Genomic DNA, 25,806 nt, shown 5'->3' with positions numbered 1-25,806 from the left:
AGTGGCCACTAACGTGGCGAGTGCCCCTTCAAGTCTGCAAACACTGTAGCACGGGGTTTCGATAGGGTTCCTGGATGATCTCCACGGCCCAGGACCCGTACGCCCGCCACGTCCTCCTGCGCATGTCCGACTTCTTCGCCGACGAGCGCACGCCCTGGCCGCGCCGCCTGTGGGACATAGGCTCCGTCCTCGCCCTGGAGGAACTGTGGGAGGCCGGGCACTGGCAGGCCCACAGCGTACTGTCGCCGTCCGCGTGCGACTGGCAGCGCAACGAACTCAGGGCCCTCCTCGGCCGGGACGCCGGCCTCGGCGACAAGGACCTCCGCAAAGAGATCACCACGCTCCTCAGCAAGCCCCTCCCCGACCCCAGCCCCGAGCGGCGCCGCCTCAAGCAGATCATCGGACACCTGCGGCCCGGCTATCTGGACCGGTGGGCCGCAGCGATCACCGTCGAGGAAACCAAGAGGGCCAAGCCCGAACGGTTCTCCCGCACCGTGGCCGCCCACCTCCTCGACCTCGGCTACAGCCCCCTCCACCTCCGCGGCTGGGCCCGCGAACTCAAGACCTCCCAGGCCACGACCACCGACATCGCCGAAAGCGCCGCCGAACTCGCCCGCGCCCGCCCGCAGACCTTCGACGTCCTGGTGGCCCTCGACAAGGTCCCCCACCGCGAACTCGCCGAGCCCCTGCCGAACTGGCTCGCCAAAGGCCAGGTAGGTGCCTGGCTCCGGGAACACGGCCACGACACCGCGGGCTTCCGCACCGGCGGCGGGTTCGTCTACCGGCTCCAGGCCCTCGACCCGCTCAGCGCCGCCGACCAGGCCCGCCAGCTCCTCGACCGCATGACCGCCCGGTCGGAGTTCCTGCGCAACCGGCGCGGCGGCATCGTCCCCCTGCCGCAGATCTGGGTCGCCGGACACGACACCCCCGTCCCCCTCGAACCCCCGGCACGCGGCGTCGACGTCCTCTCCCTCGTCTACGAGGGCCACCTCTACAAAGTCGACGTCCGCGGACGCGTCGACGACGCCCTCGAACTCGCCGCCGTCAGCAACCGGGGCGCCCTCGCACCCGCCGTGGCCGGCGGCTGGGCAGCCGTGGAATCCCTCCTCGTCCACCCCGACGACCCCAGGGGCGACGGCGAACGGTCCGGAAAAGCCGTCGCAGCCGACCGGATGGCAGCCATCATCGCCTGCTCCTGGCCCCGCGCCGAGCTCACCAGCCTCGCCCACCGCCACTCCCCCGCCCGGCCGGACGCCCTCTCCGAAGCCATCGCCGCCTGCACGAACAACCGGGAACGCGCCCGCCTGACCGCCGCCGCCCTCCGCGACCACGGCCCCCAAGCCCTCGCACTCAAGTACACCGACACCGCCGCGGCCCAGCGGATGACCGCCCTCGTCAACGAACCCCGCAAACAACTCGCCGAGGTCAACAGGGCCTTCCGCATCGCCATGCGGCGCCTCTACCGCACCCGCAACATCATCCTCCACGGCGGAGCCACCCAGGGCATCGCCCTCGACGCCTCCCTCCGCACCGCCGCACCCCTCCTCGGCGCAGGCCTCGACCGCATCGTCCACGCCTTCTACACCGAGAACCTCGACCCCCTCGACCTCGCCGCCCGCGCCGAAGTCGCCATGCAACTCGTCGACGGCGAAACCGGCCTGGCCACCGTCGACCTCCTCGAACCACCCCACTGAACCCCGCACCCACCACCAGCCCCGCCCCGGACACACCCCCGCAGACCGCCGGCCCACGAACCCTGCCCGACACCCAGGAGCCGCCTGCGAAAGCCGCCCACAGGCAACCGCAGTCCCCCGGTTCCCGGCCGATGAACCGTCCCGGGGCACCGGCCGCCCCGAGGGCCCGAAGCAGATGTGAACTGCTGGCGGACCTGGACTTCCGCACGAGGCGGCGGTACCGCTCCGGTCTGCCGAGCAGCGCCACTCCGGTCGACCGTCCGGCCGCCGAAGTCACGGCCCCCGGCCGCCCACGTCAGGAACATCACGGTCCGGCCTGCCGCCGGACGGGGCACGGTCGAACTACTGTCGGAGCTGTGGCGACGTACGACTTCCCCGACGATCTGGTGTCCGCGCAGCATGAGCTGGACACGGTCACCGCCCAGCTCACAGCCCTGCTGGAGACACTGCCCTGGGCCGTCGAGCCGATGGAGGCATGGGAGCGCCCGAAGGACTACTGGTACTCCGCATCCCCTTCCCGACCCGCATCCCCCGGCTGGACCGACGAGCAGCGCGACCAGGTCGCCGCCCTCCGCGCCCGCCGCCTGGCCCTCGCCACGACCGTCGTTTCCCACCCGTACTGGGGCACCCTCACCGGCGGGACCGTCTCGGACGCCCGCACCGCCCTCAAACACCTCGTCCAGGACGTCGGCGAGGACGTCGACGAGGAACGGCGGACCGTCTGATGGCGGATCAGGAACAGCCCGTGCAGACCGGGGTGGACGCGCCGCTGATCACGGTCGTCCTCCCGGACGGGCAGGAGGTCACCGGGTGGCTGCACGAGCGTCGTCAGACGCCCGGGCAGTGGTGGTACCGGGTGGGTGTCCCGGCGTGGCGGAACACCCCGTCCGGCGGGGTGGAGGCGTCGGAGTACCGGGTGTGGGTGCGCGCCCCCGAGCTGGTCCGGCCCGTCGACGGGGCCGCGTACGACGCGGTGGCCACGCGGCGGATGGAGCCCCCGACCGCGGTCGAGACGATCCTCGGCCCCCGTCGGCCGACCGGCTGGGTCCTCCAGAAGTCGGGTGGCCGACGCGGGGCGGGGGCGGCGGTCATCCACGCCCCCGACTGCGACGAGGCGCCCGCCAGCGGGCAGGTGCTGGGGCTGGATGCGGCACTGACCGCCGCCGAGCGGGCCGGGGTCAGGCTGTGCACACTGTGCGGGGCCGCACAGGAACTCGAACGTCTCCTCGGTACCGGACAGAGCGACGACTCCGCTTCCGCGCCCTGAACTCCTGCCCGTCCGGACAGAGGTGAGGTCTGCGCCCGCCCGCACCTGCCCGGTGGCAGTGCACCGGCGGCATGTGCGTGGCGGCTAGGGCCAGCACCGTCGGACCGGCCACCGGCTGCTGCGCTCACGGGGCGAAGGTGTGCCACCCGCACCAGGGCTATGCGGACTTCGGGATGGTGTCGTCGATGATGATCTCGGGCTGGGGGTCGTCGGCGGCGCGGGCTGCCTTGATCCGGTCGACTCCGGGAGCGACGGCGTCGTAGACCCGGCGGGACGCCGCGGTGTTCTGCTTATCGCCATCAAGGGCGTGGGGGTGGGCGTTGTGGTCGAGTTCCTTGAGGTAGGCGACGAGGTTCGTGCCCGACATGGTGACCCGCACCAGGCCCCGCCCGGCCTTCGGGCCCTTGGTGATCGCTTCTGCGTGTGCGGTGACCTCGTTCGCGCTGCCGTCGGGTTTCGTCTCGTTCCACAGGTCCTTGGACACCACGAGCGACACACGGGCCAGGCCTGCGGCCTTCGAGAGCCGTTCGTCGTGTCCGGGAGGGGACTGGGTGCAGGCCGTGGCGGCCGCGGTCACCAGCACGGCCAGGGCGACGGCCCAGGCGGTACGGCGGCGGTGGGGGATGGTGAGCACCGCACGATTGTGGCGGCGCCACGCCCGTGGCTGGGACCGTGCTTCCTCCTTCCGACCTGATCGAGTGGATGGCGGGACACCTGTGCGACAGGTGCGCACTCCTGCCCGCGTACCGGTGTACCTGTGCGCCGAAGGCGAGTTGGCCGGCTGTGCCGGAGCCGGCCGGAGCGCGGGAGCCCGGGGCCGCTGCGGGGCCGGTGCCGGGCGCGGCGTTGTCCCTGTGGTGCCCCCGGGGGCCCGGAGGGCGTGCGCCGGAGGAAAGGGCCCCGGGGCGCCCGTGCTCCGCTGAGCGGTTTCCGGCCACAGTTCAGACCGGTGCTGGTGTCCGCACGGAAAGTCCTTGGGCGTCGAAGGCGTTGGGGCGCAAGGCTTCCGCCCGGAGGCGGTCCAGGGTGGGCGCGTTTCCGCCAGCCGCTACTCGGACGCCTGGGAGCGCGCGGCCGGACGGCGTGCCCTCGTTGCCCGGAGAAACTCTTCCACCGGCTGAACGTTTGGTGCCGCAATGCGATGAGCTGATCACAGAACGTGGATCTGATCGCAGAGCGGGTTTGCTCGTGGCGATGGGTGGAGGGGCTTGTGAGCGTGGAGTGGACGGAAGTGCTGTTGCTGGTGATCACCGCCAGGGTGCTCGCCCGGGACGGGGCGGCCGCGGGCAGGCTGCTCCTGGGCGCCGGTGTGCGGGCGGGAGCGCAGCAGCTCGCCCGGGAGGACCGGCGGGCGGCGGCGCCGGAGCAGCGGGCGGGGGATGCGTGATGGCGAGGGTGCCGCTGGATTTTCAGGCGTTCTACCAGACGTATCACCGGTCGTATCTGCGGTACGCGTTGCTGCAGGTCGGGGATGAGGAGACGGCGCTGGATCTGGTGGAGGTGGTGTTCGCGCGGCTGCTGGAGGACTGGCCGAAGGTTCTGCGGGAGGCGAGTGTCCAGCGCTACGGGTTTTCCGTGCTGCGGCATGTGATAGCCACTCACCTTTCGCTGGCCCGCCGCTCGCGTGCTCTGGTGGAGACGGCCGCGTTCGAGAAGGTCCGGGTCGTCGTGCGGCGTCAGCTGGAGGTGATGGAGTCGGCGCTGGGGCTGTACTCCGCGATCGCGCGGCTGCCCGAACGGCAGATGGACGTGATCGTGCTCCGGTTCGTCCTCGGCTACGGCATGAGCTGCACCGCTGAGATCATGGGTATCTCCACGGGGACGGTGCGCTCGCACCTGCACTCGGCGCGGCGGCGTCTGGCCGGGGAGATCGGGGTGCGGTGGGACAGCTGGGAAGCGGAGGAGATCGCGTGAACCGCAAGGAACGCCTTGCCCGTGCGGATGAACTGCTCCGGGGTGCGGAGGTCCTCCAGGACGCGTTCGCGGATCTGGACAGTGACGCGCTACTGGAGCGGATCGCCCGCCGCGCGGCGCGGCGCCGTCCCTCCGGGGAGCCGGGCCGCGGCGGTGGTCACCGTGCTCCGGCCGTGGAGCCGGGGGCGGTGTCCCCGCGGCCGCGGTGCAGTCCGGCCGGAGCGTTCCCTCTCTACCGCAGGGCCGCGGCCCGTCTGGAGGCGCTGTCCGTGACAGTGGTCACCGGCCCCGACACGGTGGCGGCGCTGGCACGGTTCGACAACGCGCCGCGTATCGAACCGGCCGGTGCGCTCACCTTCGCGTGTCTCCTCTATCTGTCGGACCGCCCCGAGGGGGCTCAGTTCTGGTGGCAGTTCGCTGCGGGCGCGGGGGTCGCGACCGCTGCGTACTGCCTGTATCTCCATCACACCCAGTGCAGCGAGGAGGAGATGGCCCGCTTCTGGTTCGACCAGGCGCACCGCCTCCACCACCACACCGGTGCCGGGCTCTATCCCCGCATCGACATCGTCCCGCCCACCCCGCTGGCCGGTGGCCACTGCCCCCAGAGATCCCTCGTCGCCACCGTGGCCGGCGGGGCCCCGGCCGAGCCCGACAAGGAGATCACCGACCCGTCGCTGGGCAGCGGGCACTTCCTGAGCTGGGCGATGGAACACATGGAACTCGCCTACGCGGTCCTGCGCCTGGACATCGACCACGACGACGACTACGGCCCTGTCCCCCGGCCCGACCCCGCTCTCGCCGCCGAACTCGAAGAACACCTGGAACACAGCCACTGACCGATCACGGGAGCAAGCGGAACGGCTCGCCCCCCGGGGCCGTGCCGCGCACCCCTCGTCCGGCCCCACCGTCCCGGGAGCAAAATCGGGGTGGGTCAGACGACGACATCGGTGACGCTCTGGACCTTGCAGCCCAGGAATGCCAGGAGTGCGGAGAATCCCCGCGTAGCGGGGCTGACCGCTCGACCTTGACCACGACGGACGCGTCGTTCGGAGCATCCCCGCGTAGCGGGGCCGACATCATCGGCCAGCTCGAGGGCGGGAAGACGAACGGGCCATCCCCGCGTAGCGGGGCCGACACGCTCCAGGCGCGTTCCGCCGGGAAAGACCGCGAGGATGGAGAGGGCGACCGGAAGTCCGGTCTGCAACTGGAAAACCCGCTGCTGAGGGCTGGCACTGGTGCCGATCTTGACGGAAGCGAGCCCCTCAGCACCCACCACATAGACGCTGGAGACCACCCCAGGAGCGGCCGGAATCCCGGCATCCTGACTGTGAAGGACGGCGGTCCGCCTGCCTGGTGTGTCGCTCATCCCCGCTTCCTCCATGCCCTGGTTCTCCGGCGCCTGCTTCCTTCTCCAGTCCCGGACCGCTTCTGTGCCGTGTCCTGGCGAGCTGGCGGTCAGGGCGGGGGAACGAGCCGGACCGCGGTGACGGTGAGGGCGGCCTGGGCGACGTAGTAGACGACGAACACGTTCCGGACCGTCCCGGGCCACGGTAGCGAGAGAACCCGGCCGGACGGTGCCGAACGGCAGAGGCTTCACCCTCAGGAGAGCAGCCCGCCCCCGGAAGCGGCCGCTGCACGGACCGGGGCGACCATCGGCCGCCGCCGGGCCAGGGCTTGGTCGGAATGGCGGGCCGGGCGTCGGTCCATCGCGGCGAGTAGTTTGGCTGGCGACGGGTGGCTGTCCCGGAATCGGTCGCCTCCGGGACGTCGTGGAGCGCCCGCGCTTGCTGTGCTCGGCGAGTTGTCTACGCCTGGGTGTCCTGCCCGGCGAACCGGTCGTCGAGGTAGATGACCACGGTCGGCCCGTCCTGGCCGCTGGAGGGGATCACGTTTCGCAGGGCCTGGGAGATCGCGGCGCCGACGCGGCGGCCGATGGACCGGTCGAGCTGGGTCCATCGGCTGCCGATGTCGTCGGGCTGGATGTTGCGGCACCAACTGAGCACCGCACCGAGCGTGGTCCCGGACAGTGACACGGTGACCATGCCGTCCTTCTCTGAGGTGATCTCGTCTTCTGTCGGCGGGCGGAAAGTGGTGGTGCTCTGGGACCTGGGGGCCGTGAACGCCTCCTCTCGGTCTTTGGGGACGTTCTCCAGCAGATAGGCCCAGGTGTTGCGGTGACAGCGGACGCAGGCCGCCCCGACACCGGCGGCCGTGGCCATGTCGGCGCGGTACGTGGTTTCACTCGTGGGCCAGTTTCTGTACAGAGGAGGTCCCTGGAACTTCCGCAGCAGTGTTCCCATGGCTCCCACCGGTGCCTCCCTTCGGGGTGTGCGGCCTTCGCGCGCCCGTAGAAGCCAGCGTGGCCCTAGCGGCGGAGCCTGCCAGCTGATCACCCCCCGTTCATCCATACGAGTAAGGGGTGGCGCGCGTCCCCAGACCGGAACGCCCTGTCTCCTCCAGGGGCGCGCGGCCGAACCGTGCGCGCCGTGCCACTGCTCCGACCGCGCGGCGTACCGTGACCCGGACAGCACCTCGCGGGAAGGGTCCGAGTGATGAACAGCAGGACACCGCCCGCCGAGCCCTGGTCAACCCAGGTCAACGGCGAGACCGTCACTCTGCCCAGCAGCACCGTCGACATCCGGGCCGCTCTCCCCGCAGAGCGCCAGGCGGAGTTCGACGCCGCGCTCGCCGAGCTCGACGCGACTGGGGCGCCGGAGGAACTGCGGACGATGCGGCTGGTGTGGTGGGCGCTGGAGACCGTGCCCGGCGCGGTCGAGGAGACCGACGCGGAGGTCGCCCGGCTGCGCGCCGGGGAATACAGCGGCGTCGTCACCCTGGACGAGAACGGCGACCCGATCCCGCTCGACGGCGAAGCCGCCTGAATGCCCTACCGGATCGCCTACGCCGGACAAGCAGAGTCCGCGCTGCGCGCACTGCCCAGCCCGCGCCGCACACAGATCGACACCGCGATGCGCTCCACCATCGCCCGCGACCCCTACGGCCACGGATCCACCGCGCCCCGGCCGCGCGAGCGGGACTACCGTGAGGTCGCCCTCCCCGGCGCCCAGGCGGTCAGCGCCCCGGCCGCTCTCACCATCACCGCCGTCCGGCTGATCATCCTCTGAAACCTGGGCACCCGGCACCCTGGCACGGGCTGGCGGAGCACCGCGGTGCGGATGTCGGCCGGGCTGTTCCACACGGTTGCCATGATGCCGCCGAGAACAGGTGCGCACCGACTATGAGCGAGCGGAGCTCGTACCAGCCCGAGGGGCGGCAGTCCTGGTGGTTGAGCGTCGCGCTCAGGAACGGACCGCAGTCGTCGACGACAAGCGCCGGCGTCTGCTCACCGATCGGCGCCCCGCAGGTCTGGCAGTCCCGCTTGTGCAGGTTGAGCGCCACCTCCTGGCGGGCCTTGTCCGACAGCCGGGACATGATCTCGTCCGCGATCAACAACTCGGTCACTGCCACCGGGTACCTCCCCCTGCCACCAGGACCGCCCGTCGCGTCCCGCTGCCGCAGATCATGGAGCGGGCGCAGCCCCGCCATATCCGCAATGGCCCGGCGTGCCCGGTTCATCACGAGCATTGGCCGAGAAGGCGCTGTTGCTACGGCCGGACCGCCGTACAAGCAGCCGTGCCCGTACCCGTGCCCGGTACGGTGCCCGGGATAACCGCGGCAGCAGGAGTGGGTGGAACGTGACGGCAGGACCGGTTCGACGGCGCGGAGATGTGCTCGGCTTCGGCCTGGCGGTCGTGCTCTTCCTACCCGGCATCGCCTACCTCGGGATCCGCAACGGGCACGACTTCATCGAGAACGACTTCTTTGCCTTCATGTACTGCGTGGCCTGCGTGAGCTTCGCATCGGTCCCTCTGCTGGGGTGGCGCATGGGAGGCCACTGGCACGCGGACCCGGGCTTCGGCCGGATCACCTGGTTTCCGTGGCTGTTCACGACCGGGCAGGGCATGGCCTACAGCGGTCAGCGCACCGGCTCCAACCTCTTCGTCCTGGCTATCGGCTGGGGCGCGTTCATGGGCGCCGGCATCGTCGCCATGTACTACCTCGGGCACGCGCTCTGGCTGAACGATCAGGAGCGCGCCGCACACGATGCCGACAAGACCCTGGCCTCAGAGCAGACCGGACAGCGGGAGCCCCGCGAGCCGAAGGCCGGTGCCTGAACGCCGCACGGCATTCAGTCGGCAGCGCGCTGTTCGTCTTCCAGGTGGGCCATCGCGTAGCCGTGCTCGTCGGGATGGCGGGCGAGCCGGGCCATCACCCACGCGGTCCTCGCGTCCATCCCTTCGCCGAAGTCGGCGGCCAGGCGCCGCGCCTGCCACGTCGTGCGCGGGGCGAGCACCCGCCGCGTGAGCGAGAAGCGGACCCTGCCGGTGCCGGCCGTTGTCGGATCTGCCCCGTCAGGAGCATCAGCGGAGGGCAGAGGAGCATGGGGGATCGGACACGAGCGTGAGTCTGGCGTCGGCCTTGATCACAGCGGGTGGCTGTCGGCGGAGTTCACCGGAAAGGGGCTGTGCGGCACCATGGTTGACGCCCACGCCGTCACGGTTGCCGCCTACGGTGGAGAATCCCGATCATGCCGAAGACTGCCGCACCTCCAGCGTCGGCGGCGCACAGTCCGCCGCGGTGAAGGGCTCGCGCGGAGCGAAGTGACACCCGTCCCCGCTGCCGGACTTCGAGGTGCGGGTGGACCGGCATAGCAGGGGTAGGTCCGCACCGAGCACGGGGCGCCCCGCAGACACCGCTGACGTCGGATTAACTTATCGGCCCGGGACGCTGGATACAGCCTGTCCGGTACCTCGCTGATGGTTGTTTCTTTCTGGATTCGGCTTCTTCTGCTGCGTGAAATCTGCGGCAAGTTTGGACCGTAGGGCATGTGGTCTGCCGGGCGTGCGACACCAGGCCCCTGGCTGTTGATGGCAGGCAGGGCAGGTCACGTCGTATGCCTGCCATACCGTCCGGGCTTCCTTTTTCTTTTCCGTCTGCGATTCATCGGTCTTCCCGGAAAGTAGCCGCAGCCGGTCGGCATGGGGTGTCCCTCGCAACTGCCCCGTACGGGGGCCGTCGAGGATGACGCACTGCTGGCCGTGGTCTGCCGCACAGAGCGGGCACATCTTCGTGGTCCAGTACCCCTGACCGAGCAGGTGGTGCAACGGACCTGGCACCGGGGCGCCGGGCGGCAGAACGAGGATGGATCTGAGGCGTTCCTCCCACAAGGTGAGCTCGGCGCGCTGGTGCGGCACGTCCTTTCCGACCCTGACGAGTTCATCAGCCTCTCGGGACATCTGCTGAACCTTCCTGGCCAGCAGCTCCGGGTCGTCGTCGGGGCGAACATGGCTCACTTCTTGCAGGAGCGCATTCAGACGGTCGACTGCGGCTGGAATGGCGGCCGACAGGTAGTCAACAGCTGCACGGATCGCCGTTTCTTCCTCCCCGGTCCGGTCAACCTTGGTGACCCTTTTGGTCTGCGCGATCAAGTCCTTAACCTGGCTGATTTTCTGAGCGGCCACAGCCTGGTCGAGTAAGGAGACCTGCGTCCGGCGGGACTCAACTTCTTTCTCCGCCCAGAGCAAGGCGCTGTGCTGAGCGGCGTCCAGCCGCTTCTGCAGATGAGGGCTGGCCCCGGAAAGTTCGGTGATCTCGCGGCAGACCGATGCCGCCAGGTTGGGCGACTCGGTCCGGCGGGCGTAGAGCAGCCGGCGCATCAACTCCTGCCCCCGCTCGTCCTGCGGCGAAGACTTCTGCTTCATCCCCGGGGTCCATCGCGCCGGCTCGGGCGTGCTGTGTGCCTGAATGATCCGTTCGACGGCCGGGGTGGACAGTCCCCGCTCGGTAACCTCGCACTCCTCCAGGGAGAACCATTCGGTCGGCCGCGCGAAGGCCTCGGTCCCGATGCGGACCCGGCGACTGGTGCCTTCGCTGTCCAGGCGAATGCGGTGCACGTACCAGCGTTTGATCAGAGTGTCCTGGTCCACTGGGACCGACAGGCCAAGCACCGGCTCATCTGGGCTGTCCCACTCCGGTGCCACGCCTTGGTCCATGTGCACCCGCAGCTTCTTGTGTGCGAGCTGGATATCGACGACGGAGCCCAGCGGTGTCCCGTCCGGCCGCGCGAAGTCGAAGTCGGCCTGCGTACCGCGGTTACGGAGCCAGTCCGCGGCCGCGGACTTCACGTAGAGGTGGTCGGCGCTGTTGACACTGCGGGCCCGCCGGCCGCAGACGTGGGGCTGGCCGTCAGGGCCGGGGTGGTGGGCGAAGTGACAGACCCGGTCGGTGTAGAGCTTCGTCGTCAGCTGACCGCCGCAGCCTCCAAGGAGGAGCCCGCACCAGAATGAGTCGTTCTCGTAGAGGCTGCGGAAGGCGTCCAGTTCGATGGCCTCCAGCGGCAAGACGAGCGGCTCTTCGGAATCCGCGCTGCTGAGAACCGCTGTCTGGATCTGCCGTTTATCACGCACGTGCCCCTGCCCTTCTTCTCAACACAGCGTGACATCCGTCCCCTTCGCTTCGCAGCCGATCGTGCTGTTTGCCCGCCCGTCGCATGCCGTGCGATCACGCCGAACGGTCCAGCCGGCCGGGCACGACTACCGGGGTAGTCGTGACCAGTCCGGCCCGTTCGGCCGCGAGGCGAGAGGCGTGCTCGCTTCGGTCACGACCATGACGGATCACGGTGAGGATCAGAACGCGTCGGAGAGGGCACGGCTGGGCGGTGTTGCCGAGCCGCCGCCACCCGCGCCGGTCGGCACGGTGCGAGTGGTCACCGGCAGTCAGGCTCGGCAGGTGAACGACCAGGAGGCCCGCGGCTTCGGTATCTCCACTGACCGGGTCTGCCTGGAGATCGAGCACATCTTCTACGACGCCGACGACGACGTCCTTCGGCACACGGTCACCGTCGACTACAGCGGTCAGCCGTACGTACGGCACCCGGCACCGTCGCACCCTCGAGGAGCTCGCCCGCCGCGAGTAGCCGGCCCCGGCTTCCTGGCCCGTCCTGGCGCAGGCGTCTGCTGGAAGTGCGATCACCAGGGGCGGAGGTCGGTGGTCAGTTCCTCCCACCACTGATATTGGTGTTCGTCTTCGGGGTCGGGGCAGGGGCCGAGGGCGAGGACCTGGTCGTCGACGTGGTAGGTGAGGCGGTAGAGCAGGACTCGGGTCGCGCACTCGAGCCAGCGTTCGGTGTCTCGTGCTGGTGGGGCCGGGCCGAGGACGGTGGCGAACCAGGCGGGCAGGAGCAGGCGGTTGCTGACGGCGTCGGCCAGTTTGCTGCGTAGCGCCAGGGTGAGGCGTTGTTCCGCTCGTTGGCCGGCGGCGATGGCCGGCTGTTTGTCGGCGGTGGCTGTCCGGTCCGCGGCGAGCGCTGCGGTGGACGTGCGTGCCTCGGAAGCCTGCCGGGCGAGACCTTGCTGCTCGGTGGCCTCGCGCGCGATGACGGAGCGCAGCTTGGTGGCGGCCTTGGCGTGGGGCTGGGTGTTGTAGGGGGTGGAGAGCAGCGTGCCGACCAGGGCGACTGCTTCCTTCCGGGTGGCCTGGTGCCGGGCTTGGGCGTCGTGGAAGCGTTGTACCCGGTGGTGGTGGTGGGTGCGGAGGGTGCTGGTGAGCAGGGCGTCGGCGGCGTCCCAGCCGGACTCCATCGTGGCGGCCAGTGCGCGCTGGTCCTTGGTGTAGGTGTCCAGGTCTGCGGGAGGGACGTTCCCGACAGCCATGATCTGGCCTTCCAGCAGCCGCACGTGCTGGGTGAGCCTCTTCACCGTCCGCTCCGCGGCCTTGACGCGGTCATCGAGCTCGTCAGCCCGGCCGTCGGCTTCCTCGGTCGTGGTCTCCAGGCCGGAGATGTCGTCGCGAAGGGAACGCAGTTCGTGGACCAGGTCCTCGGTATAGCCGAACCGGGACTTCAACCGTTCGTGCTCGCCCTCCAGGTCGTCCAGCCGGCTGTCGAGATCGCTTACTCGCCGGTCGGTATCGCGGACCCGCCGGTCGGTGTCCCGGAACTGGGAGTCCAGAGCGTCGCTCACTTCCCCGCCCCCTGCTCGTCCGCGACAGCTGTGCCCACGAAGGCCCAGCCGATCAGGAGGGCGACGATGAACCATGGCGACAAGGCGCCCAGGACGACCAGGACGAGCAGCACCCCCACCGCGTGCAGAACGATGGACGCGTTGCGGCGGGCGAGGTGGTTCTTCACGGTCGCTTCGAGCCGCCAGCCGCAGAAGGTGCCCACCAGGTGCGGCACGACCAGGGCGTACCACCCGTCCGAGTACCCCAGCAGGCGGAAAGCGAGGATCAGGGCGATCGCCACCGCACTCTGGGCCCGCCAGGACCAGAAGATGACCTTCTGGCTGCGCAGGCGTTGTGGTTCGGCCAGCAGGGCCGGCATCTGCTGCTCGTACGTCATCAGGGCCTGCGCGCGCTCCATCAGGATGTCGAACGCCTCGTCCGGGACACCCTCGTCGTGGTCCTGGACGTCGGTGCGGGCGTGCTGATCAGCCAGAGCATGTTCCAGCTTCTGGTGCTCCTGGTGCACCTCGTGTTCCGTCCGCGCTTCGCCCACCGGCCCCCCTCGCTCCGAGCCCTCCCCAGGCGTTCCGGAGGCGGGCGGAACGAGTATCGCGACAGCCGAACGGGCCCGCTGGATCTTGACGAACGATGGCGCGAACCCCACCATCACGGCCTGAACCAGGAGCTCGGGCCAGCTGCCAGGCACGTCTTCGCTCACTGCCGGCTCAGAGTCGGGCTTCTCGGCACGCTCCTGCTGCGCCTGCCGCTCCGCAGCGGCGGCCTCGGTCGCCGCGACCTGGCGGCGGCGCTGCACGCGGGCCTGCTCGATCGAGGCCGGCGCATCGTCCACAACTGCGGGCGGCTCAGGGAACGCCCGACGCGACAACTCGCGCATCGCCTGGTTCTGCCGCTCCACTGCCTCCGCGATGCCCGGGTCGACCCGGGACGGCACCGCAGTCTGGCGGTGCGCCTCGATCGCGCGGCGGTAGCCCTCCGGATCCGTCCGACGGCGACGGGCACCCCGCCGGCTCAGCCTGACACAAGGTAACCGCCCGGCCCCTGGAACCTGAGCGGGTCCTTCCCCGCACGCACAAGGGCCGCCGGGAGGTACCGGGCGGCCCTTGTCCAAGGTCTTGCTCCTCCGTCTACGCTCCGCCGGCCGGAAGGTCCGGGGTGCAGACCTTGCAGAGCCTGAACCGGGTTCCGCCCCTGGGGCCGGTACGGGCTCGAACCCACCCGGCGGCCTCCTGGGCGGTCATGACGGTGAAGTTCGGCCGGTACGCGGACAAGACGTCGGCGTGAGCAAACCCCAGCAACTCACCCTCGAACACGTCTGCCGGCGACTCTGTTTCCTCGTCCCACGACAGGGGGCGTCCCTGCTGCGCGAGGCCTTCCAGGGTGGAGCAGCTGCTGCGGTGGAGAGAGGTTTTTCCCGCGACGTACGGGTGGAGGGTCTGATCGGCGAACCGCTCCTTCTGGGCCAGGGCGAAGTCCCTGATCTTCTCCAGCTCAGGACGTGCCTCCGCGCACCGTGTGCAGCCCGGGCTGTGGTCCGGGCCTTCGTTGGGTGAGAAGTAGTCGTACTCGGTCTGGTCCGGCATGTGTCTCTCCGTACGTGGTCAGGCGGCCTGGGAAGGCCGGGCGGGGTTGAGAGCGGAGGTTGGTGTGAGCGTGGCCAGCCCCTCGCGTTCGGCGGCGAGGCGTTGCAGGGCCCGTGCCCGGGATACGTCGCTGGGCCGCACGGCTCGGAGTTCCTCGAGGGCCTGGCGGCCGTCGGCGAAGCGTTCTTCGGGTTCCCGGAGCCGTTCGCGGAGCCGCCGTTCGGCAGCCGCCTGGACCTCGGGGTTGGTGTGTTGCTGTCTTGCCCACGCAGCGCGGTGAGCGGCGATAGCCTCGCGGTAGCCCTCCGGCGGATCCGGGCGCTGCACCGGCTCGGCGGGTGCACTCGGCTGCGGGGCTGGGGCGGCGGCCACAGGGGCGGGGCCATCCTTCACGGACGCGGGGACCACTCGTACGGGGCGGCGGTGGCCGGCGCAGCATGTCCGGCGGGACCACCCCCGCGGATGCGGGGACCACAGGTCTTCACCCCGCCGGTGGTCTCGGTGCCTGGGACCACCCCCGCGGATGCGGGGACCACAGTTTCTGACCTGCGACGTTACCGGCACCGACCTCGGTTTTTACTCACTTTAAGAGATCTGGACATTTCGGCGCCAGGATGGGCACCCCCGGGAAGAGCCTGCGCTCACCGTCCACTCAGGGCCAGCCGAGGAGCCAGACGAGTTCGACTTCGACGCGGTCGGTGTACACCCGGTACCCGATGGAGACGCCCGCGTCTGCCAGGGCCAGCCGGCGGAGCGCGCCGGGGCCGCTGCCCTCGAACTCCTTGCCTACCTGGAGCGGCCGTTGGGCGAGGGGGCCGCGCTCGGCCTGGAGGACGGCCTGGCGGCGTTGGGCGGTGAGGCCGGCCATGTCGCGCTTGGCTTTGGCGCTGTAGACGACGCGGTAGGTCATGCCTCCCGCCCCCCGGCGGCACCGGGCTGGTGGAGGGGTTCGAAGGTGTCGGGGTCGTAGTCGGCCCACACCGCCTCGGACGGGATGGGGTCGGCGGTGCCGCCCTCGGACTCGGCACTCGCGGCCTGGATCTCCGGGTGGACGAGGGCCATCCACACCACCCGGTACTCGGTGACCACGTTCAGCACTGCGGCGAACGGCGCGGCCTCCAGCTCCGCGGTGAACGCCGTCAGATGCTGCGGCCACGGGGCGAGAGCGGCCTTGAGCGCGGCGATACTCTGCGGCCCCTCGTCCTCACCGAGTTGGTGCGGCGAACGGGTGGGTGCCGGCTCGTCGCCGGACTGCGGACGCGGCTCACTCATCGAGGTCCCTCTCCCTGCTTGACGGCGGCAACCCCTCAGTGTCACCCCCGGAGCGCCACGGGCTGGCGGCCTGTCACCCGATCGGATGACAGGCCGGGCGGAGGCTCTCACGGGTAGCGCCGGCGTCGTTCCCGTTGCGTTGTCTGCGGCCGGATCCCGCCTACGGACCGGGCCGGGACGTACACCGGGACGGTGTCGGTCGCGGTGCCGTCCCACTCCGCAACGGCAGGACCGCCTCAGTGGATCACTGACGGACGATCTCCACCCCGGACGGGTCGGGGAGGGTTGCCGGGGTGAAGATCGTCGCTGTACGGGCCGCTCAGGCGACTTTTGGGGCCTGTTGGGCCGGTGTAGGGTCTCGCCGCTCGTGTCGGACGTCGGTCTCGCGACCTGCGGGTCCGTCCGATGTCTCACGTCATGTCGGACGGTCGGCGTCTCAGCTCCGTGTCGGAAATCGATGGCACAGGCGAGCGGCTGCGGCGGCGCAACCCGCTGAACTGCGGTGTCTCGCGGTCGATGTCGGATCCGACTTCCATCCGACATCGACCGTGAGATTCCGACACGGGATTTGAGATCCCATAGCCGGGCGGGTCAGGTCTGTGCCATGTCGACGAACCGTCCGTAGTGGCCCTGGAACGCGGTGGTAATCACGACCATGGGCCCCTGTCGGTGTTTCGCCACGTAGAAATCGGCTTCGCCGGCCCGCGGGGTGTCCAGGGTGTAGGCGTCCTCCCGGTGGAGCAGCAGGATGGTGTCCGCGGCGAACGTGATGGCTCCGGACTCGCGGAGGTCATCCAGCTTGGGCAGGCGGTCATACCGCTGCTCGGGGTTGCGGTTCAGGTGGCTGGTGGCGACGACGGGGATGTTCAGCTCCCGGGCGAGGGTCTTCAGGTCGCGGACGACGTCACCTACTTCGCGTTCGCGGAGGTCGCTGCGCTTTGCCGGACGGATGTCTTGGATGCCGTCGACGGCGAGGAGCGCCACACCGTGTTCCTCGACGAGTTCGCGGGCCTCGGTTTCAAGGGTGGCCATGGTGAGGCGGCCGGGGGTCTTGACGTGGAGCGGGGCTGCGGACACGTTCGGGACGCGGCGGGCCATGCGGGCCCAGTCCTCATCGGTCATGGTGCCGCAGATGATGTGATGCCGAGCCACGCGGGCTTCGGCGGCCAGGACCCGCATGAGGAAGAACTCGCCGGTCTCCTCGAGGGAGTACACCGCGGTCGGGATGTTGTTCTGGATCGCCGTGTTCCGGCAGATGTCGGTGAGGAGTGTTGTCCGGCCGACCTGGGGGCGGGACGCGATGACCGTGAGCGATCCGGGGGTGAGCCCGCCGGTTACCAGGTCAAGGTCCCGGAAGCCGGTCGGCAGGCCGCGAAGGCTGGAGTATCTGTTGGGGTCTTCGACGATGTCCGCTGTGTCGTTGAGGAGGTTCTCCAGGAGGTCTGCGATGACGCTGGTCTTGGCAGACACGGGCTCGTCGGCGGCTTGGTTCTGGGTGGTGGTGTCGGTCATGGTCCCCCCCTGGGAACTTGATGAGGGTGAAAGGCTGAGCTGGTGAGGATCTGACCTGGGCTGTCTCGGCGCCGCATAGCTTCGGCGGCCGGGACCAGACTTACCAGCTGCTGCATTTCCTCTGTCAGCGGTGCCGGGCTGGTGCAGCTGACCTGAAGAGTTTGCTTGGTGCAGCCGATATGCAGAGCAGGCTGAGACTATGAAGCTGGATTTGAGACCCCACAAGTGGTGCAGGGTCTCGCGCCCCGTGGCCAGCAGCGACGCTGTGACGTGGTGCTCGGTGTCCTGCCCAGGGCCTGGCAGACCAATTGGCGAGACAGCGGGTGACACCCGGCCGCACCGGATGCCTGTGGCTTCAACGCCCAGAGGAATTCGGGGGCCTACTCGCGCGGGTCGGCGTGGTCGAGGCGGAGGGCGATAGCACGGGCGCCGGCCTTGGCGAGTGCAGCGAGAGCTGCGGCCAGGTCGAGGTGGACCTGGTTTCCTTCGTTGGGGTAGTAGAACTCATCGACGAGTTCCAGGTGGTCCTCGGCCGCCTTGACCAGTTCCAGGACACGGGCAACGTCGGTCTCGGAATCGGTGGCGTCCGCGAGTGTCCGGGTGATCTCTTCGGCTTCCTTCCGGAGCGCCGCGAGGATTTCGGGGGTCTTTCGCACAGACACGGGCTCTCCAGACAAGGAGGATAGGGACAGGCTGGAGGAGCGTAGTCGAACGTCGATGGTGGTTTCTTCACGGGCTCTTCCGCAGCGGCTCCGCGTCGGTCATGAACTGTTCTCCGGAATCGCTTGGTTCTTCTGCATCGGCTGCCGTAGGGCACAGCAGTGTCAGGACGCTGCGGACAGCCGGTACGGGGAGGCTGCGACACTCTCGCGCCGTTTGTGGGCGAGCGCGGCCCGGACGCTGGCTTCCAGGCTGTCAGAGGCATGGGCGCGTGCGTGCTGTTCCCGCAGGATCTCCTCCTGGGCGGCGATCTCGGTGAACGCCTCTTCCGGCTCCCGGTTCCGCCGTAGCCGCCGGGTCTGGCTTTCGGCGGCGGCGCGGACGCGGGCGTCCATCCCGCTGTCGCGGGTGGTGCGGTGCTCCTGGTGGGCGGTGAGCGCGGCGAGGTACCCGGGACTCTGCGGCCGGGGCCCGGTCGGCTGTCCGGTCGGTGCCGGCTCCTCGCGCACAGGCGTGGTGCCGGGCACGGGGGTGGCCGGGGTGGTGGGGGTGTCGACGCCGCCGGGTGCCAGGATCTTGAGGTGGCGGACGGTGCCGTCTCCGACGGCCGCGTTGACCTTGGCGATGATCTGCTGCTGGTGGAGGGTGAGCTGGGTGCGGTACGCGCCGGAGCAGGGCCGCAGATGCAGCGTCCGCGTCTCCTCCTCGAACGAGGCGGCGGCGACCTTCCCGGCGAGTTCCGGGGCGATGGCGGGCCACTGGTCGAGGACGCTGCCGCCCCGGGCGGCCATGTCCCAGCCGCGCGCGGCCATCATCTGCGTGATCGCCGCGCCGAACGGCAGCGGATCGCGGCCACTCCCCCGGGCCCGCCTGCTGGAGGCACCGGTGCGGCGCTTCTGTACCGGGGCCGACTTCGCGGTGGCGCGGGCGTTGGCGAGCGCGACCCGGGCGAGGTCGACCCCGCTCAGCCCCTCCTCGCTGCTGCTGACGGTGGTGTCGGTCATGCGAGGGTTCCCGTCCCGAGGAAGGCCGCTATCGAGGCCGCGGCGCTGTCATCGTCGTCATCGAGGAGGTTGTCCAGGCCGTTCGCGGCCTGGTGGGCGGAGTACGCGGCCATGCCCTGCGCCAGACCTGCCAGGACATCGGCCACCAGGTCGGGGCGGGAGGCCCGGAGAGCACCGGAGGCTTCGTCCTCGTTCCAGCCCTCTGCCGCTTCGAACTCCGCGACCTGGTGCTCGACGGCGGCCTGCTTGGCCAGCTGTGCGCGGATGTACTCCGCGGGGCGGGCCGGACGCCAGGTCAGCATCCAGGAGTGGAGCTCGGCCGCGATCATGTCTGCGTCCAGTCCGGCGTCCGTCAGAGGCCGCAGCACGTACTCCAGCCGGCGCAGCGGCGCGGTCTGGGTCCAGTTGACGCGGGCTCGTACCTGCCGGGTCACCCAGATCGACCGGCACGTTTCCGCGGCGGTCCGGCGCGTCCCACCCCCGCTGTTGCTGCTGCTGTTGGTGGTGGTGGACTTGTCAGGACGGGGCGATGCGGTTCGGCGACTCGCGTGCCGCGAGGTGTCTTTAACACCCCTCTCCACCTGCACTGCGGATGACGGGTGGTACCGACCAGGAGAATGGGGCTCACGCGCTGCTGGGACCGAGTTGTCCACAGCCCGGTTATCCACAGGCTGACCAGCCTTCGCCGCAGCCTCGGAGACTGCACGCTCCCGGCCCGCGATGGTCACCCCGCACACCCGCGCCTCGTACCCGTGACCGGTCAGCCGGTGTCCCATCGCCACGTCGAACGCCTTGGGGATGACCGCCGCGTAGATCGTCGCCGTCGCCGTGTATGCCCGGCCCGGCAGCCGCAGGTTCTGCTTCGAGCCGTGCCGCCACCACGCCAGCGCACCCAGCTCCCGCAGCGTCCGCACATGCCGCTTCACCGTCGCCCGTGACAGCCCCGTCCGCGCCACCGTGCCGTCCAGGTCGTACATCACCAGCCCGCGCCGGTAGTCCATCCGCGTAGCCAGGTCCCGCGCGACCACGAGCGTCGTCGGGCCGGCCTTCGGATGCAGCCCGGCCGCGACCAGCCACACCACCGACCGCAGCCACGCCCGAGGCTCCGCACGACGCGACCGCGTACCCGACACGGACTGACCCGAACCCGCCACCGGGGAGAACATGACGACCGAGCCGTCGTCTGCCGCCGGACGCGGCCCCGGTACCCGCCCTGCGGGCGCGTCGGTGAGAACGCTGGCGCCCTCGTCAAGAAGGCGGTCCGTCGCGGCGGCCGACGCCGCGACCGCGCTCACCGGGCACCCCGCAGAGCCAGCTGAAAAAGGTCCATCCGGCGACCCTGGCCCAGATCACCTGCGGACAACGGCCGAACGCCAAGCGCTCCCGTCACGCGGGCAAGGATCTTGGTGTGCGTCCCGTGGGGCGGGACGGGCGCGGCGGGCACGACGCTCTGGGGACCGGCGAGCCCGGACCCCTCGGGCAGCCCACGGCCCGGACACGACGGTGCCTGTCGAAGTGGGCAAACCGCCACAGATCGCGGGACGAATTCGACTGAGTGGAACAGATCGGCGGATCGAACCTGGATGAAACGGTCGGAAGTCAGCTTTTCAAGGGCGCGGAGATCGGGCACCATGAGGGGACACCACTTTCACGTTCACGGCCGCACCACCCCGCGACGCGGGACGGGATGACCAACGGATGTGACACCACCCAGTTCCTCCGCGAGGAGTGACCGGGTGGGAGGGGGGAGATTTCTCCCTTCCTTTTGGTGGGGTTGCGCCCACTTCGTCAGGAGCGGACGGAACCGACCGGACGAAGAACCAGAGGCGAGCCTTTCTTTGGTGATTCGGACGGCGGACAGCCCTCGGGCTGGACGTGGCGTAAGGCGACCTCCTTGCTCTTGCTGGGGCTGGGGCGGTTGTTGTGTTCCGAGGCCCTTGCCGGGGCCGTCGGAACCGTGCATGGAACGGTGAAGCGGTACTTCGGTACTGCGGTGCAGAAGTCCCCTTGCCGGGGGGCCTCTGCGGGTAGCAAGTAGTGCTGGTCCTTGAGGACCGGGTGTTACTGAGAGATAGACCAGCTCATGAGCTGGAGCCCAGAACCGGCGTCAACCGGGAGCTGGGCGCCGACCTGGACGGTACGTCTGGTCGGCGAGACGGGCCGCGCGAGGCCACGTGGATTGCCGTCCACGTATCGGCACGCGCGGTCGATGGCCGCTAGGTCATCCTGATCCCCCTCCGGAGGTCGGCGTCGGCATGCCCTCATCCGCTCGCGCCGCTTCGGGAAAACGCTCCGCGAGCCCGCGAAGCAGGCGCAGGTAGACCTCGCGGTGCGGGCGCCGGGGGTGAGCCTCCCCGAGTTCCCAACGTGCCACCGCGAGGCGCTTCACGCCCACGGTGTCCGCGACGTCCTGCTGCGTGAGGCCAGCGGCAACGCGCAGCTTCCCGCGCACACTCGGTGGCGGTAGGACGTCACCCAGGCTGTTCAGTAGGGCATCGACCCGCTGAGCGCCGTCGGAGTTGGGCATAGCCAACCTTCCATGATCGAAGATGTAGCGAAAGATACACCATCGGGCTCCCGGCAGAGGCGCGCTGTCACCGCGAGCGTCGATACGTTCAACGCCACCCCTTTCCGCCCAAGCCTGGCAGGTGAGAGTTGGTCGTCTTCGCGGCCGCCGCCAACTCGGGCAGCTCCAGCACGATCACTCCGGCCTCCACCAACTGCTCGTAGCCAACGCAGTCGTCGACGAACAGGCTCGGCTCGCGCCAGGCGATGACAACGCGCGGGATGCCCGCCTCGAGGATCCGCCGCGCGCAGGGCGTACGGGACGCGCTGCGCTGGGAGCAGGGTTCCAGCGTGCTGTAGATCGTCGCTCCCGCGAGACGCTGGTCCTCCTGGGGGAGCTGGGCGAGGGCAACTTCCTCCGCGTGCTCACGGGGGCCGGTCGCCCGGGAATACCCGGACGCCAGCTCGTTGCCGTCCTCGCCGACGATGACCGCCCCCACCGAGTAGGCGCCGACGGCCGGAGGGCACAGCGCGGCGAGGTCGATCGCACGTTGTATCCAGCGCAGGTCCTGGGCTCGGTCGGGCGCGTACATCAGGCGGTGCGCTCCTTCGGGGCGTAGCGGACGAACACGACGTCCTCGATCGCGCGGATTTCCAGAACCTTCATCCGAGCGGTCGACCCGCCCGGGTAGTCGGCAGTGCCCAGGAAACGGGCCGCCTCCGGCTGACCGACCAAGAGCGGCGCGATGGCGAGGTGCACTTCGTCGGCGAGGTTCTGCGCCATGAGCTGGGTGTGGATCGTGCCGCCGCCCTCGACCATGAGCCGGCCGACGCTGCGGCGCCCGAGCTCGTCGAGGACCAGGCCCCAGTCGAGCTCCGGGCCGACGCTGACCACATCGGCCAGATCGCCGAGGGTGGCGCGCACCTTCTCCACCGCGCTGTCCTTTGTGACCACCAGCTTGGAGCCGCCGTGGTGCCAGAATTTCAGGTCGGCGGGGAGGTCGCCGCTCGCGGTGACCGTGACCTTGAGGGGGTACTCCGGCTTGCCGTCCGCAACGCGCTGAGCGCGTCGTTCGTCGCTGTTCACCAGCAGACGGGGGTTGTCCCGCCGCATGGTGTTCGCGCCGATCAGGATGGCGTCGGACTCGGCGCGGACCCGGTCGACGCGGTCGAAGTCGGCCGCGTTGGACAGGCGCAGTCGCTCGGGGCTGGTGTCGTCCAGGTAGCCGTCGACCGACATGGCAGCGGAGAGGATGACGTACGGATGCGTGATCATTCGGTGTGATCCGATTCTTCTCAAGATTCGTGGGCGAGTTGGCCGTCGAAGCGCGCACGGAACTCTGCCACCTCGGGCTGGCGCTGCCAGGGGGCCAGTGCCTTGTCGAGACGGGCGAGCTCGCGGACGATCCGACCCGAACCGGTGTCGGTGGCCACGGTCAGGGCTTGAAGGCCGACCGAGGCCGCTTCGTCCGGGGCACCAGCACCGGCGTGGGCCACAGCGGCCCGAGCCATGTAGACGCCGCGGTCGCGGTGGTAGCCATCGGGCAACGACTTGATGGCGCTGGTGAAGACCTCCGCAGCCTCCGCGTGGTTGCCCAGCACCTCCAGGCCCTGCGCCCGGTGCACCTCCACGTACTGTTCGTTCAGCCACACGCCCCACGGGGTTGTGTCGTCGGAGACGCGATCGAGAGCGTTGCGCACGTCGTCGATGGCACGCTCGCTGTCGGCAGCCTCGCCGCGCAGCGCGTGACCGTACGACTCGTAGGTCCGGGCGACGGCGGCCAGCCGACTGCGAGGACGGGCCATGCGCTGCGCGGCTTCGGCGAGGTCGACGACGTCGACCAGGTCGTGCATCTCACCGGCGAGCTGTGCCTTGCGGGCCATCACGTACGAGGTCAGGTCGCTGTCTCCGACGGTCTGACTCCACTGGAACGCCCTGTCGAGCCAGAACTGGGCGCTGTCGAAGTCACCCAGGTCCTGGTAGAGCCAGGAAGTGAATTCCGCGTACTGCGTCTGCAGTTCCATGAGGGCGTGACGGTCCGTGCCCTTGGCGTCCTGGCGCAGATCCTTGATGGTCTCGATGTACTCGCGGGCGGTCACGACGGTTCGGCTGGGTCCGAGGAGATTGTCGTTGTCGATCAGCAAGCGGCGGGCGCGCTGAAAGTGTTCCACTGGCGAGCCGCTGTAGGCGGCTGCGGATCGTGCGGGTCGTGTCAGCCCCGGCAGCGCGTTGGAAGTTGCGGCTGCTGGCGTTCCTACGCCCAGCGCAGCCGCTGCACCGAGTCCCATCCCGCCACGCAGCATCGCGCGTCGATCGAGCGCCACAAAGACCACCGATCCATCCCGTAGACGAGCGGGGACAAAGATCCCCTCATGTTCAGACGCTGCCTGCTGGGAGGCGGCTGTGGCCAGCCCAACCGACGCTTCGGATACATGGGGGGTCGAAACGGATACAAGGCCGGATGCGGATAGAGCCGACCCGATCCGCTCCCACTGGTCGACCAGGATGCCGCCGGCGCAGAGCAGCGAGTCGATCAGTTCGACCTCTGCCCGGTCCTTCGGGGCTCTATCGCCGTTCTCCCATTTCTGCAGCTTGGAGTGCGACATGAAGGCTTTGTCGGCGAGCCCTCGCAGAGAGAGGCGACGGACCTTCCGGAGTTCGCGAAGCGTGTAGCCGAAGCGGTGCTGGGGCGACTGTTCCGGTGTCAACGCGTTCGGCTGCTGGCCCACTTGGTGATCCTCCATGTCTCCACTCGGTGTATCCGGCGGCTGGATACACGGCTGATCTGGAACTCGGACCCCGACCGGGCCTACAACTTTGTTAACGAAGTTGACCCCACCGGAGAGAGATGGCGATGCGCAACGAGACGCAGGGAAGGACCTCAGTCGTCGCGCCCCTTCTCGATCTTTTCGAGTCGCGCGGCCAGATCGGCTACCTGCTCCTCAAGTGCCTTGAGAGCACGGGCGGTCGAGTCCTCGTTGGTCTCGGCGGCCGTGTCCGTGATGAAGGAACCGCGGCCCTGATGGGAGTAGATGAGCCCGGCTGTGCGCAGCTCGGTCAGGGCTCGCTGGACGGTGCCAGCCGCGACGCCGTACTCCTCTGCCAGCTCGCGCGTGCTCGGCAGTTTCGTTCCGGCGGCCCAACGACCGGAGCGGATCTTGTCGCGGGCATCCTGAACGATTCGCTGGTACGGCTGCACGGCCTCGTTGCTCATGAGCGACATCGTAGGTCGACCCCCTCGCCTTAGCTAGCTTCCATAGCTTCCTTAATCAAGTGCTTGACACGCCCCCGACTGTATCAGCTAAGTTATGTATGTCGACAGGGTGGACGGGTGGCAAAGCCCCCAACACCTGCTATTTCCGCCGGGATCACGCAGAGCCCGAACCTAGAAGGGAGCACCGCATGAACACCGCCCGCCGCCCCGCCGCTGGCCTCGCTACCGAGACTTTCGACACGGAGACACTCGCTCTCCTGGAGGCCGTCGAGGTGCCGCTCGCCGACTTCGCCGACATCGACCTGGACGTCGCCTTCGGCACACCGCTTGAGATGTACGACCTGGTGACCGTGCACGAGCTGGCCCGATGGGACGCCGCCACTGCGGTGAAGAAGGGCAAGACCAAGGCCCGCGACGAGGTCATCGCGGACTCCGGGGCGCGGCGGGAGGCGGCGCGGGACATCCTTGCGGCCGACCCGTCGATCACCGAGCTGGTGCGCGAGCGCCTGGTCGACGTGCTCCTCCCTTACGCCGAGCGGCTGCGCATCGCGCGGCGGCCGGCCGCCGCAGCGCCTCTGCCGATCGCGGCCTGACCCTTTCCGGCTCTGACGGCTCCCATCGTCGCCACCTCGGGTGGCGACGGTCGAAGCGGCCAGATCTTCCCGCCAGCTCCCGGAAAAGCCGCGTGCCACGCGGCCGGACCGGGGAGTGCTCGTTCCTTGAGAACTGAAGACGCGACCACCGGGTGACGACTACCGCCCCTGGCCAGGCAACTGGCCGGGTGCTGCGGCAAGGGTGACCGGCTCGGGAGCGTCAGAAGGGCACGACCGGAGCCAGAATCCGGTCACCGTGAACGGCGGCACGAGGCGGGGGAGTGAGAGCGACCCTTCTTCGTGCCACGGAGCGGCAGCAAGCCATTTGGTTCGGCTGCCGCGTGGGCCGAGCGATCACCCTCCCCCGCAGCACCATGCGGCGGTAGCGCGACGACAGCCCCCAGCCGGTAAGCGGAACATCGCACGACCCGGCGGGTGAGCCAGTGGTCGCGGGCACTCCACCTCCCGGTCGAAAGGTGGTCAGCGCGGAAGGCAGCAGGCCGCGCATCGTCCCTGTTCTGCACGTCGTCCCCAGCCCAGCACTGTGCGTGCGGGCTGGTGGCGGCGT

Annotated in this window: 31 protein-coding genes; 10 read left to right on the top strand and 21 right to left on the bottom strand. The window is 69.6% G+C overall.

Going from position 1 to position 25,806, the window contains the following annotated elements; genetic code table 11:
- The first annotated feature begins 74 nt into the window (after nt 1–74).
- From OG711_RS38635 to OG711_RS38625, 3 genes are all read left to right on the top strand, one after another.
- On the top strand, nt 75–1,694 hold the full coding sequence (locus OG711_RS38635) for a hypothetical protein (RefSeq protein ID WP_329564466.1): 1,620 nt from the start codon (nt 75–77) through the stop codon (nt 1,692–1,694).
- Nucleotides 1,695–2,050: 356 nt separating this feature from the next.
- The gene (locus OG711_RS38630) at nt 2,051–2,419 is read left to right on the top strand and encodes a nucleic acid-binding protein (RefSeq protein ID WP_329564464.1); all 369 of its coding nucleotides are present in this window, start codon (nt 2,051–2,053) and stop codon (nt 2,417–2,419) included.
- Complete coding sequence (locus OG711_RS38625) at nt 2,419–2,961, top strand: DUF6233 domain-containing protein (protein ID WP_329564463.1); 543 nt, start codon at nt 2,419–2,421, stop codon at nt 2,959–2,961. Before OG711_RS38630 ends, OG711_RS38625 begins: the two co-directional genes overlap by 1 nt.
- Before the next feature lie 157 nt (nt 2,962–3,118).
- On the opposite strand, the gene OG711_RS38620 is transcribed toward OG711_RS38625, so the two are convergent.
- Complete coding sequence (locus OG711_RS38620) at nt 3,119–3,595, bottom strand: hypothetical protein (protein WP_329564461.1); 477 nt, start codon at nt 3,593–3,595, stop codon at nt 3,119–3,121.
- Nucleotides 3,596–4,171: 576 nt separating this feature from the next.
- Between OG711_RS38620 and OG711_RS38615 the strand changes: the two genes are divergently transcribed.
- Genes OG711_RS38615 through OG711_RS38605 form a run of 3 tightly spaced genes read left to right on the top strand, consistent with a single transcriptional unit; the run spans nt 4,172 to nt 5,711 of the window.
- Nucleotides 4,172–4,348, top strand: a complete 177-nt coding sequence (locus tag OG711_RS38615; RefSeq protein WP_329564459.1) for a hypothetical protein — start codon at nt 4,172–4,174, stop codon at nt 4,346–4,348.
- On the top strand, nt 4,348–4,875 hold the full coding sequence (locus OG711_RS38610) for an RNA polymerase sigma factor (protein WP_329564457.1): 528 nt from the start codon (nt 4,348–4,350) through the stop codon (nt 4,873–4,875). Before OG711_RS38615 ends, OG711_RS38610 begins: the two co-directional genes overlap by 1 nt.
- Nucleotides 4,872–5,711, top strand: a complete 840-nt coding sequence (locus OG711_RS38605) for a hypothetical protein (protein ID WP_329564455.1) — start codon at nt 4,872–4,874, stop codon at nt 5,709–5,711. The genes OG711_RS38610 and OG711_RS38605 overlap by 4 nt, the downstream gene beginning before the upstream one ends.
- 95 nt (nt 5,712–5,806) lie before the next feature.
- Here OG711_RS38605 and OG711_RS38600 read toward each other — a convergent pair whose 3' ends face one another.
- Both OG711_RS38600 and OG711_RS38595 read right to left on the bottom strand, forming a co-directional pair.
- Nucleotides 5,807–6,241, bottom strand: a complete 435-nt coding sequence (locus tag OG711_RS38600; RefSeq protein ID WP_329564453.1) for a GIY-YIG nuclease family protein — start codon at nt 6,239–6,241, stop codon at nt 5,807–5,809.
- 439 nt (nt 6,242–6,680) lie between these two features.
- Nucleotides 6,681–7,094: a hypothetical protein gene (locus tag OG711_RS38595; protein WP_329564451.1), complete on the bottom strand. Its 414-nt coding sequence runs from the start codon at nt 7,092–7,094 to the stop codon at nt 6,681–6,683.
- A 333-nt stretch (nt 7,095–7,427) separates the two neighbouring features.
- Between OG711_RS38595 and OG711_RS38590 the strand changes: the two genes are divergently transcribed.
- Together OG711_RS38590 and OG711_RS38585 are read left to right on the top strand one after the other, a co-directional pair.
- Nucleotides 7,428–7,757 carry a hypothetical protein gene (locus tag OG711_RS38590; RefSeq protein ID WP_329564449.1) on the top strand — a complete coding sequence of 110 codons (330 nt, stop codon included), beginning with the start codon at nt 7,428–7,430 and terminating at the stop codon, nt 7,755–7,757.
- Complete coding sequence (locus OG711_RS38585; RefSeq protein WP_329564447.1) at nt 7,758–8,000, top strand: hypothetical protein; 243 nt, start codon at nt 7,758–7,760, stop codon at nt 7,998–8,000. It abuts the gene before it with no gap.
- On the opposite strand, the gene OG711_RS38580 is transcribed toward OG711_RS38585, so the two are convergent.
- Nucleotides 7,990–8,343, bottom strand: a complete 354-nt coding sequence (locus OG711_RS38580; RefSeq protein WP_329564445.1) for a hypothetical protein — start codon at nt 8,341–8,343, stop codon at nt 7,990–7,992. The two genes, OG711_RS38585 and OG711_RS38580, sit on opposite strands and share 11 nt — an antisense overlap.
- A 227-nt stretch (nt 8,344–8,570) precedes the next feature.
- Here OG711_RS38580 and OG711_RS38575 point away from each other — a divergent pair, with 227 nt between their 5' ends.
- Nucleotides 8,571–9,050 (top strand): hypothetical protein, encoded by a 480-nt coding sequence (locus tag OG711_RS38575; RefSeq protein ID WP_329564443.1) that lies wholly within the window; start codon nt 8,571–8,573, stop codon nt 9,048–9,050.
- Between the two features lie 597 nt (nt 9,051–9,647).
- Here the strand turns inward: OG711_RS38575 and OG711_RS38570 are convergent.
- From OG711_RS38570 to OG711_RS38490, 17 genes are all read right to left on the bottom strand, one after another.
- Entirely contained in the window at nt 9,648–11,342 is a 1,695-nt protein-coding gene (locus OG711_RS38570; RefSeq protein WP_329564441.1) for a zinc finger domain-containing protein, read from the bottom strand.
- A gap of 94 nt (nt 11,343–11,436) precedes the next feature.
- Nucleotides 11,437–11,766: a hypothetical protein gene (locus OG711_RS38565; RefSeq protein ID WP_329564439.1), complete on the bottom strand. Its 330-nt coding sequence runs from the start codon at nt 11,764–11,766 to the stop codon at nt 11,437–11,439.
- Nucleotides 11,767–11,903: 137 nt separating this feature from the next.
- Nucleotides 11,904–12,896, bottom strand: a complete 993-nt coding sequence (locus OG711_RS38560; protein WP_329564437.1) for a hypothetical protein — start codon at nt 12,894–12,896, stop codon at nt 11,904–11,906.
- Nucleotides 12,893–13,792 carry a hypothetical protein gene (locus tag OG711_RS38555; protein WP_329564435.1) on the bottom strand — a complete coding sequence of 300 codons (900 nt, stop codon included), beginning with the start codon at nt 13,790–13,792 and terminating at the stop codon, nt 12,893–12,895. Before OG711_RS38555 ends, OG711_RS38560 begins: the two co-directional genes overlap by 4 nt.
- 229 nt (nt 13,793–14,021) lie before the next feature.
- On the bottom strand, nt 14,022–14,477 hold the full coding sequence (locus OG711_RS38550) for a hypothetical protein (RefSeq protein WP_329564433.1): 456 nt from the start codon (nt 14,475–14,477) through the stop codon (nt 14,022–14,024).
- Between the two features lie 18 nt (nt 14,478–14,495).
- Entirely contained in the window at nt 14,496–14,849 is a 354-nt protein-coding gene (locus OG711_RS38545) for a hypothetical protein (RefSeq protein WP_329564431.1), read from the bottom strand.
- Nucleotides 14,850–15,129: 280 nt separating this feature from the next.
- Entirely contained in the window at nt 15,130–15,387 is a 258-nt protein-coding gene (locus OG711_RS38540) for a hypothetical protein (protein WP_329564429.1), read from the bottom strand.
- A complete protein-coding gene (locus OG711_RS38535; protein WP_329564427.1) occupies nt 15,384–15,749 on the bottom strand; it encodes a hypothetical protein in 366 nt (121 codons plus the stop codon). The genes OG711_RS38540 and OG711_RS38535 overlap by 4 nt, the downstream gene beginning before the upstream one ends.
- Nucleotides 15,750–16,340: 591 nt before the next feature.
- Nucleotides 16,341–17,261 carry a replicative DNA helicase gene (locus OG711_RS38530; RefSeq protein ID WP_329564425.1) on the bottom strand — a complete coding sequence of 307 codons (921 nt, stop codon included), beginning with the start codon at nt 17,259–17,261 and terminating at the stop codon, nt 16,341–16,343.
- 380 nt (nt 17,262–17,641) lie between these two features.
- The gene (locus OG711_RS38525; protein WP_329564423.1) at nt 17,642–17,923 is read right to left on the bottom strand and encodes a hypothetical protein; all 282 of its coding nucleotides are present in this window, start codon (nt 17,921–17,923) and stop codon (nt 17,642–17,644) included.
- A 162-nt stretch (nt 17,924–18,085) separates the two neighbouring features.
- On the bottom strand, nt 18,086–18,925 hold the full coding sequence (locus tag OG711_RS38520; RefSeq protein ID WP_329564421.1) for a DciA family protein: 840 nt from the start codon (nt 18,923–18,925) through the stop codon (nt 18,086–18,088).
- A complete protein-coding gene (locus OG711_RS38515; protein WP_329564419.1) occupies nt 18,922–20,220 on the bottom strand; it encodes a cell wall protein in 1,299 nt (432 codons plus the stop codon). Before OG711_RS38515 ends, OG711_RS38520 begins: the two co-directional genes overlap by 4 nt.
- A gap of 926 nt (nt 20,221–21,146) precedes the next feature.
- The gene (locus OG711_RS38510; RefSeq protein WP_329564417.1) at nt 21,147–21,452 is read right to left on the bottom strand and encodes a helix-turn-helix transcriptional regulator; all 306 of its coding nucleotides are present in this window, start codon (nt 21,450–21,452) and stop codon (nt 21,147–21,149) included.
- An 88-nt stretch (nt 21,453–21,540) separates the two neighbouring features.
- Complete coding sequence (locus OG711_RS38505; RefSeq protein ID WP_329564415.1) at nt 21,541–22,023, bottom strand: deaminase; 483 nt, start codon at nt 22,021–22,023, stop codon at nt 21,541–21,543.
- The gene (locus OG711_RS38500; protein WP_329564413.1) at nt 22,023–22,706 is read right to left on the bottom strand and encodes a RibD family protein; all 684 of its coding nucleotides are present in this window, start codon (nt 22,704–22,706) and stop codon (nt 22,023–22,025) included. The genes OG711_RS38505 and OG711_RS38500 overlap by 1 nt, the downstream gene beginning before the upstream one ends.
- 20 nt (nt 22,707–22,726) lie before the next feature.
- A complete protein-coding gene (locus OG711_RS38495) occupies nt 22,727–24,160 on the bottom strand; it encodes a helix-turn-helix domain-containing protein (RefSeq protein WP_329564411.1) in 1,434 nt (477 codons plus the stop codon).
- Nucleotides 24,161–24,312: 152 nt separating this feature from the next.
- A complete protein-coding gene (locus OG711_RS38490; RefSeq protein ID WP_329564409.1) occupies nt 24,313–24,645 on the bottom strand; it encodes a GntR family transcriptional regulator in 333 nt (110 codons plus the stop codon).
- Nucleotides 24,646–24,833: 188 nt separating this feature from the next.
- Here OG711_RS38490 and OG711_RS38485 point away from each other — a divergent pair, with 188 nt between their 5' ends.
- Entirely contained in the window at nt 24,834–25,238 is a 405-nt protein-coding gene (locus OG711_RS38485) for a hypothetical protein (protein WP_329564407.1), read from the top strand.
- Nucleotides 25,239–25,806: the final 568 nt, after the last annotated feature.

This window comes from Streptomyces uncialis, assembly GCF_036250755.1.
Classification (GTDB): domain Bacteria; phylum Actinomycetota; class Actinomycetes; order Streptomycetales; family Streptomycetaceae; genus Streptomyces; species Streptomyces uncialis.
This window is presented reverse-complemented; position numbering and strand designations above follow the sequence as displayed.

Bases quoted from the DNA above. Each gene is read 5' to 3' on its own strand.
- OG711_RS38635 (WP_329564466.1), top strand. From the start codon at position 75: ATGATCTCCACGGCCCAGGACCCGTACGCCCGCCACGTCCTCCTGCGC.
- OG711_RS38625 (WP_329564463.1), top strand. From the start codon at position 2,419: ATGGCGGATCAGGAACAGCCCGTGCAGACCGGGGTGGACGCGCCGCTG.
- OG711_RS38610 (WP_329564457.1), top strand. From the start codon at position 4,348: ATGGCGAGGGTGCCGCTGGATTTTCAGGCGTTCTACCAGACGTATCAC.
- OG711_RS38600 (WP_329564453.1), bottom strand. From the start codon at position 6,241: ATGAGCGACACACCAGGCAGGCGGACCGCCGTCCTTCACAGTCAGGAT.
- OG711_RS38595 (WP_329564451.1), bottom strand. From the start codon at position 7,094: ATGGCCACGGCCGCCGGTGTCGGGGCGGCCTGCGTCCGCTGTCACCGC.
- OG711_RS38590 (WP_329564449.1), top strand. From the start codon at position 7,428: ATGAACAGCAGGACACCGCCCGCCGAGCCCTGGTCAACCCAGGTCAAC.
- OG711_RS38585 (WP_329564447.1), top strand. From the start codon at position 7,758: ATGCCCTACCGGATCGCCTACGCCGGACAAGCAGAGTCCGCGCTGCGC.
- OG711_RS38550 (WP_329564433.1), bottom strand. From the start codon at position 14,477: ATGCCGGACCAGACCGAGTACGACTACTTCTCACCCAACGAAGGCCCG.
- OG711_RS38540 (WP_329564429.1), bottom strand. From the start codon at position 15,387: ATGACCTACCGCGTCGTCTACAGCGCCAAAGCCAAGCGCGACATGGCC.
- OG711_RS38535 (WP_329564427.1), bottom strand. From the start codon at position 15,749: ATGAGTGAGCCGCGTCCGCAGTCCGGCGACGAGCCGGCACCCACCCGT.
- OG711_RS38530 (WP_329564425.1), bottom strand. From the start codon at position 17,261: ATGACCGACACCACCACCCAGAACCAAGCCGCCGACGAGCCCGTGTCT.
- OG711_RS38520 (WP_329564421.1), bottom strand. From the start codon at position 18,925: ATGACCGACACCACCGTCAGCAGCAGCGAGGAGGGGCTGAGCGGGGTC.
- OG711_RS38510 (WP_329564417.1), bottom strand. From the start codon at position 21,452: ATGCCCAACTCCGACGGCGCTCAGCGGGTCGATGCCCTACTGAACAGC.
- OG711_RS38505 (WP_329564415.1), bottom strand. From the start codon at position 22,023: ATGTACGCGCCCGACCGAGCCCAGGACCTGCGCTGGATACAACGTGCG.
- OG711_RS38500 (WP_329564413.1), bottom strand. From the start codon at position 22,706: ATGATCACGCATCCGTACGTCATCCTCTCCGCTGCCATGTCGGTCGAC.
- OG711_RS38490 (WP_329564409.1), bottom strand. From the start codon at position 24,645: ATGAGCAACGAGGCCGTGCAGCCGTACCAGCGAATCGTTCAGGATGCC.
- OG711_RS38485 (WP_329564407.1), top strand. From the start codon at position 24,834: ATGAACACCGCCCGCCGCCCCGCCGCTGGCCTCGCTACCGAGACTTTC.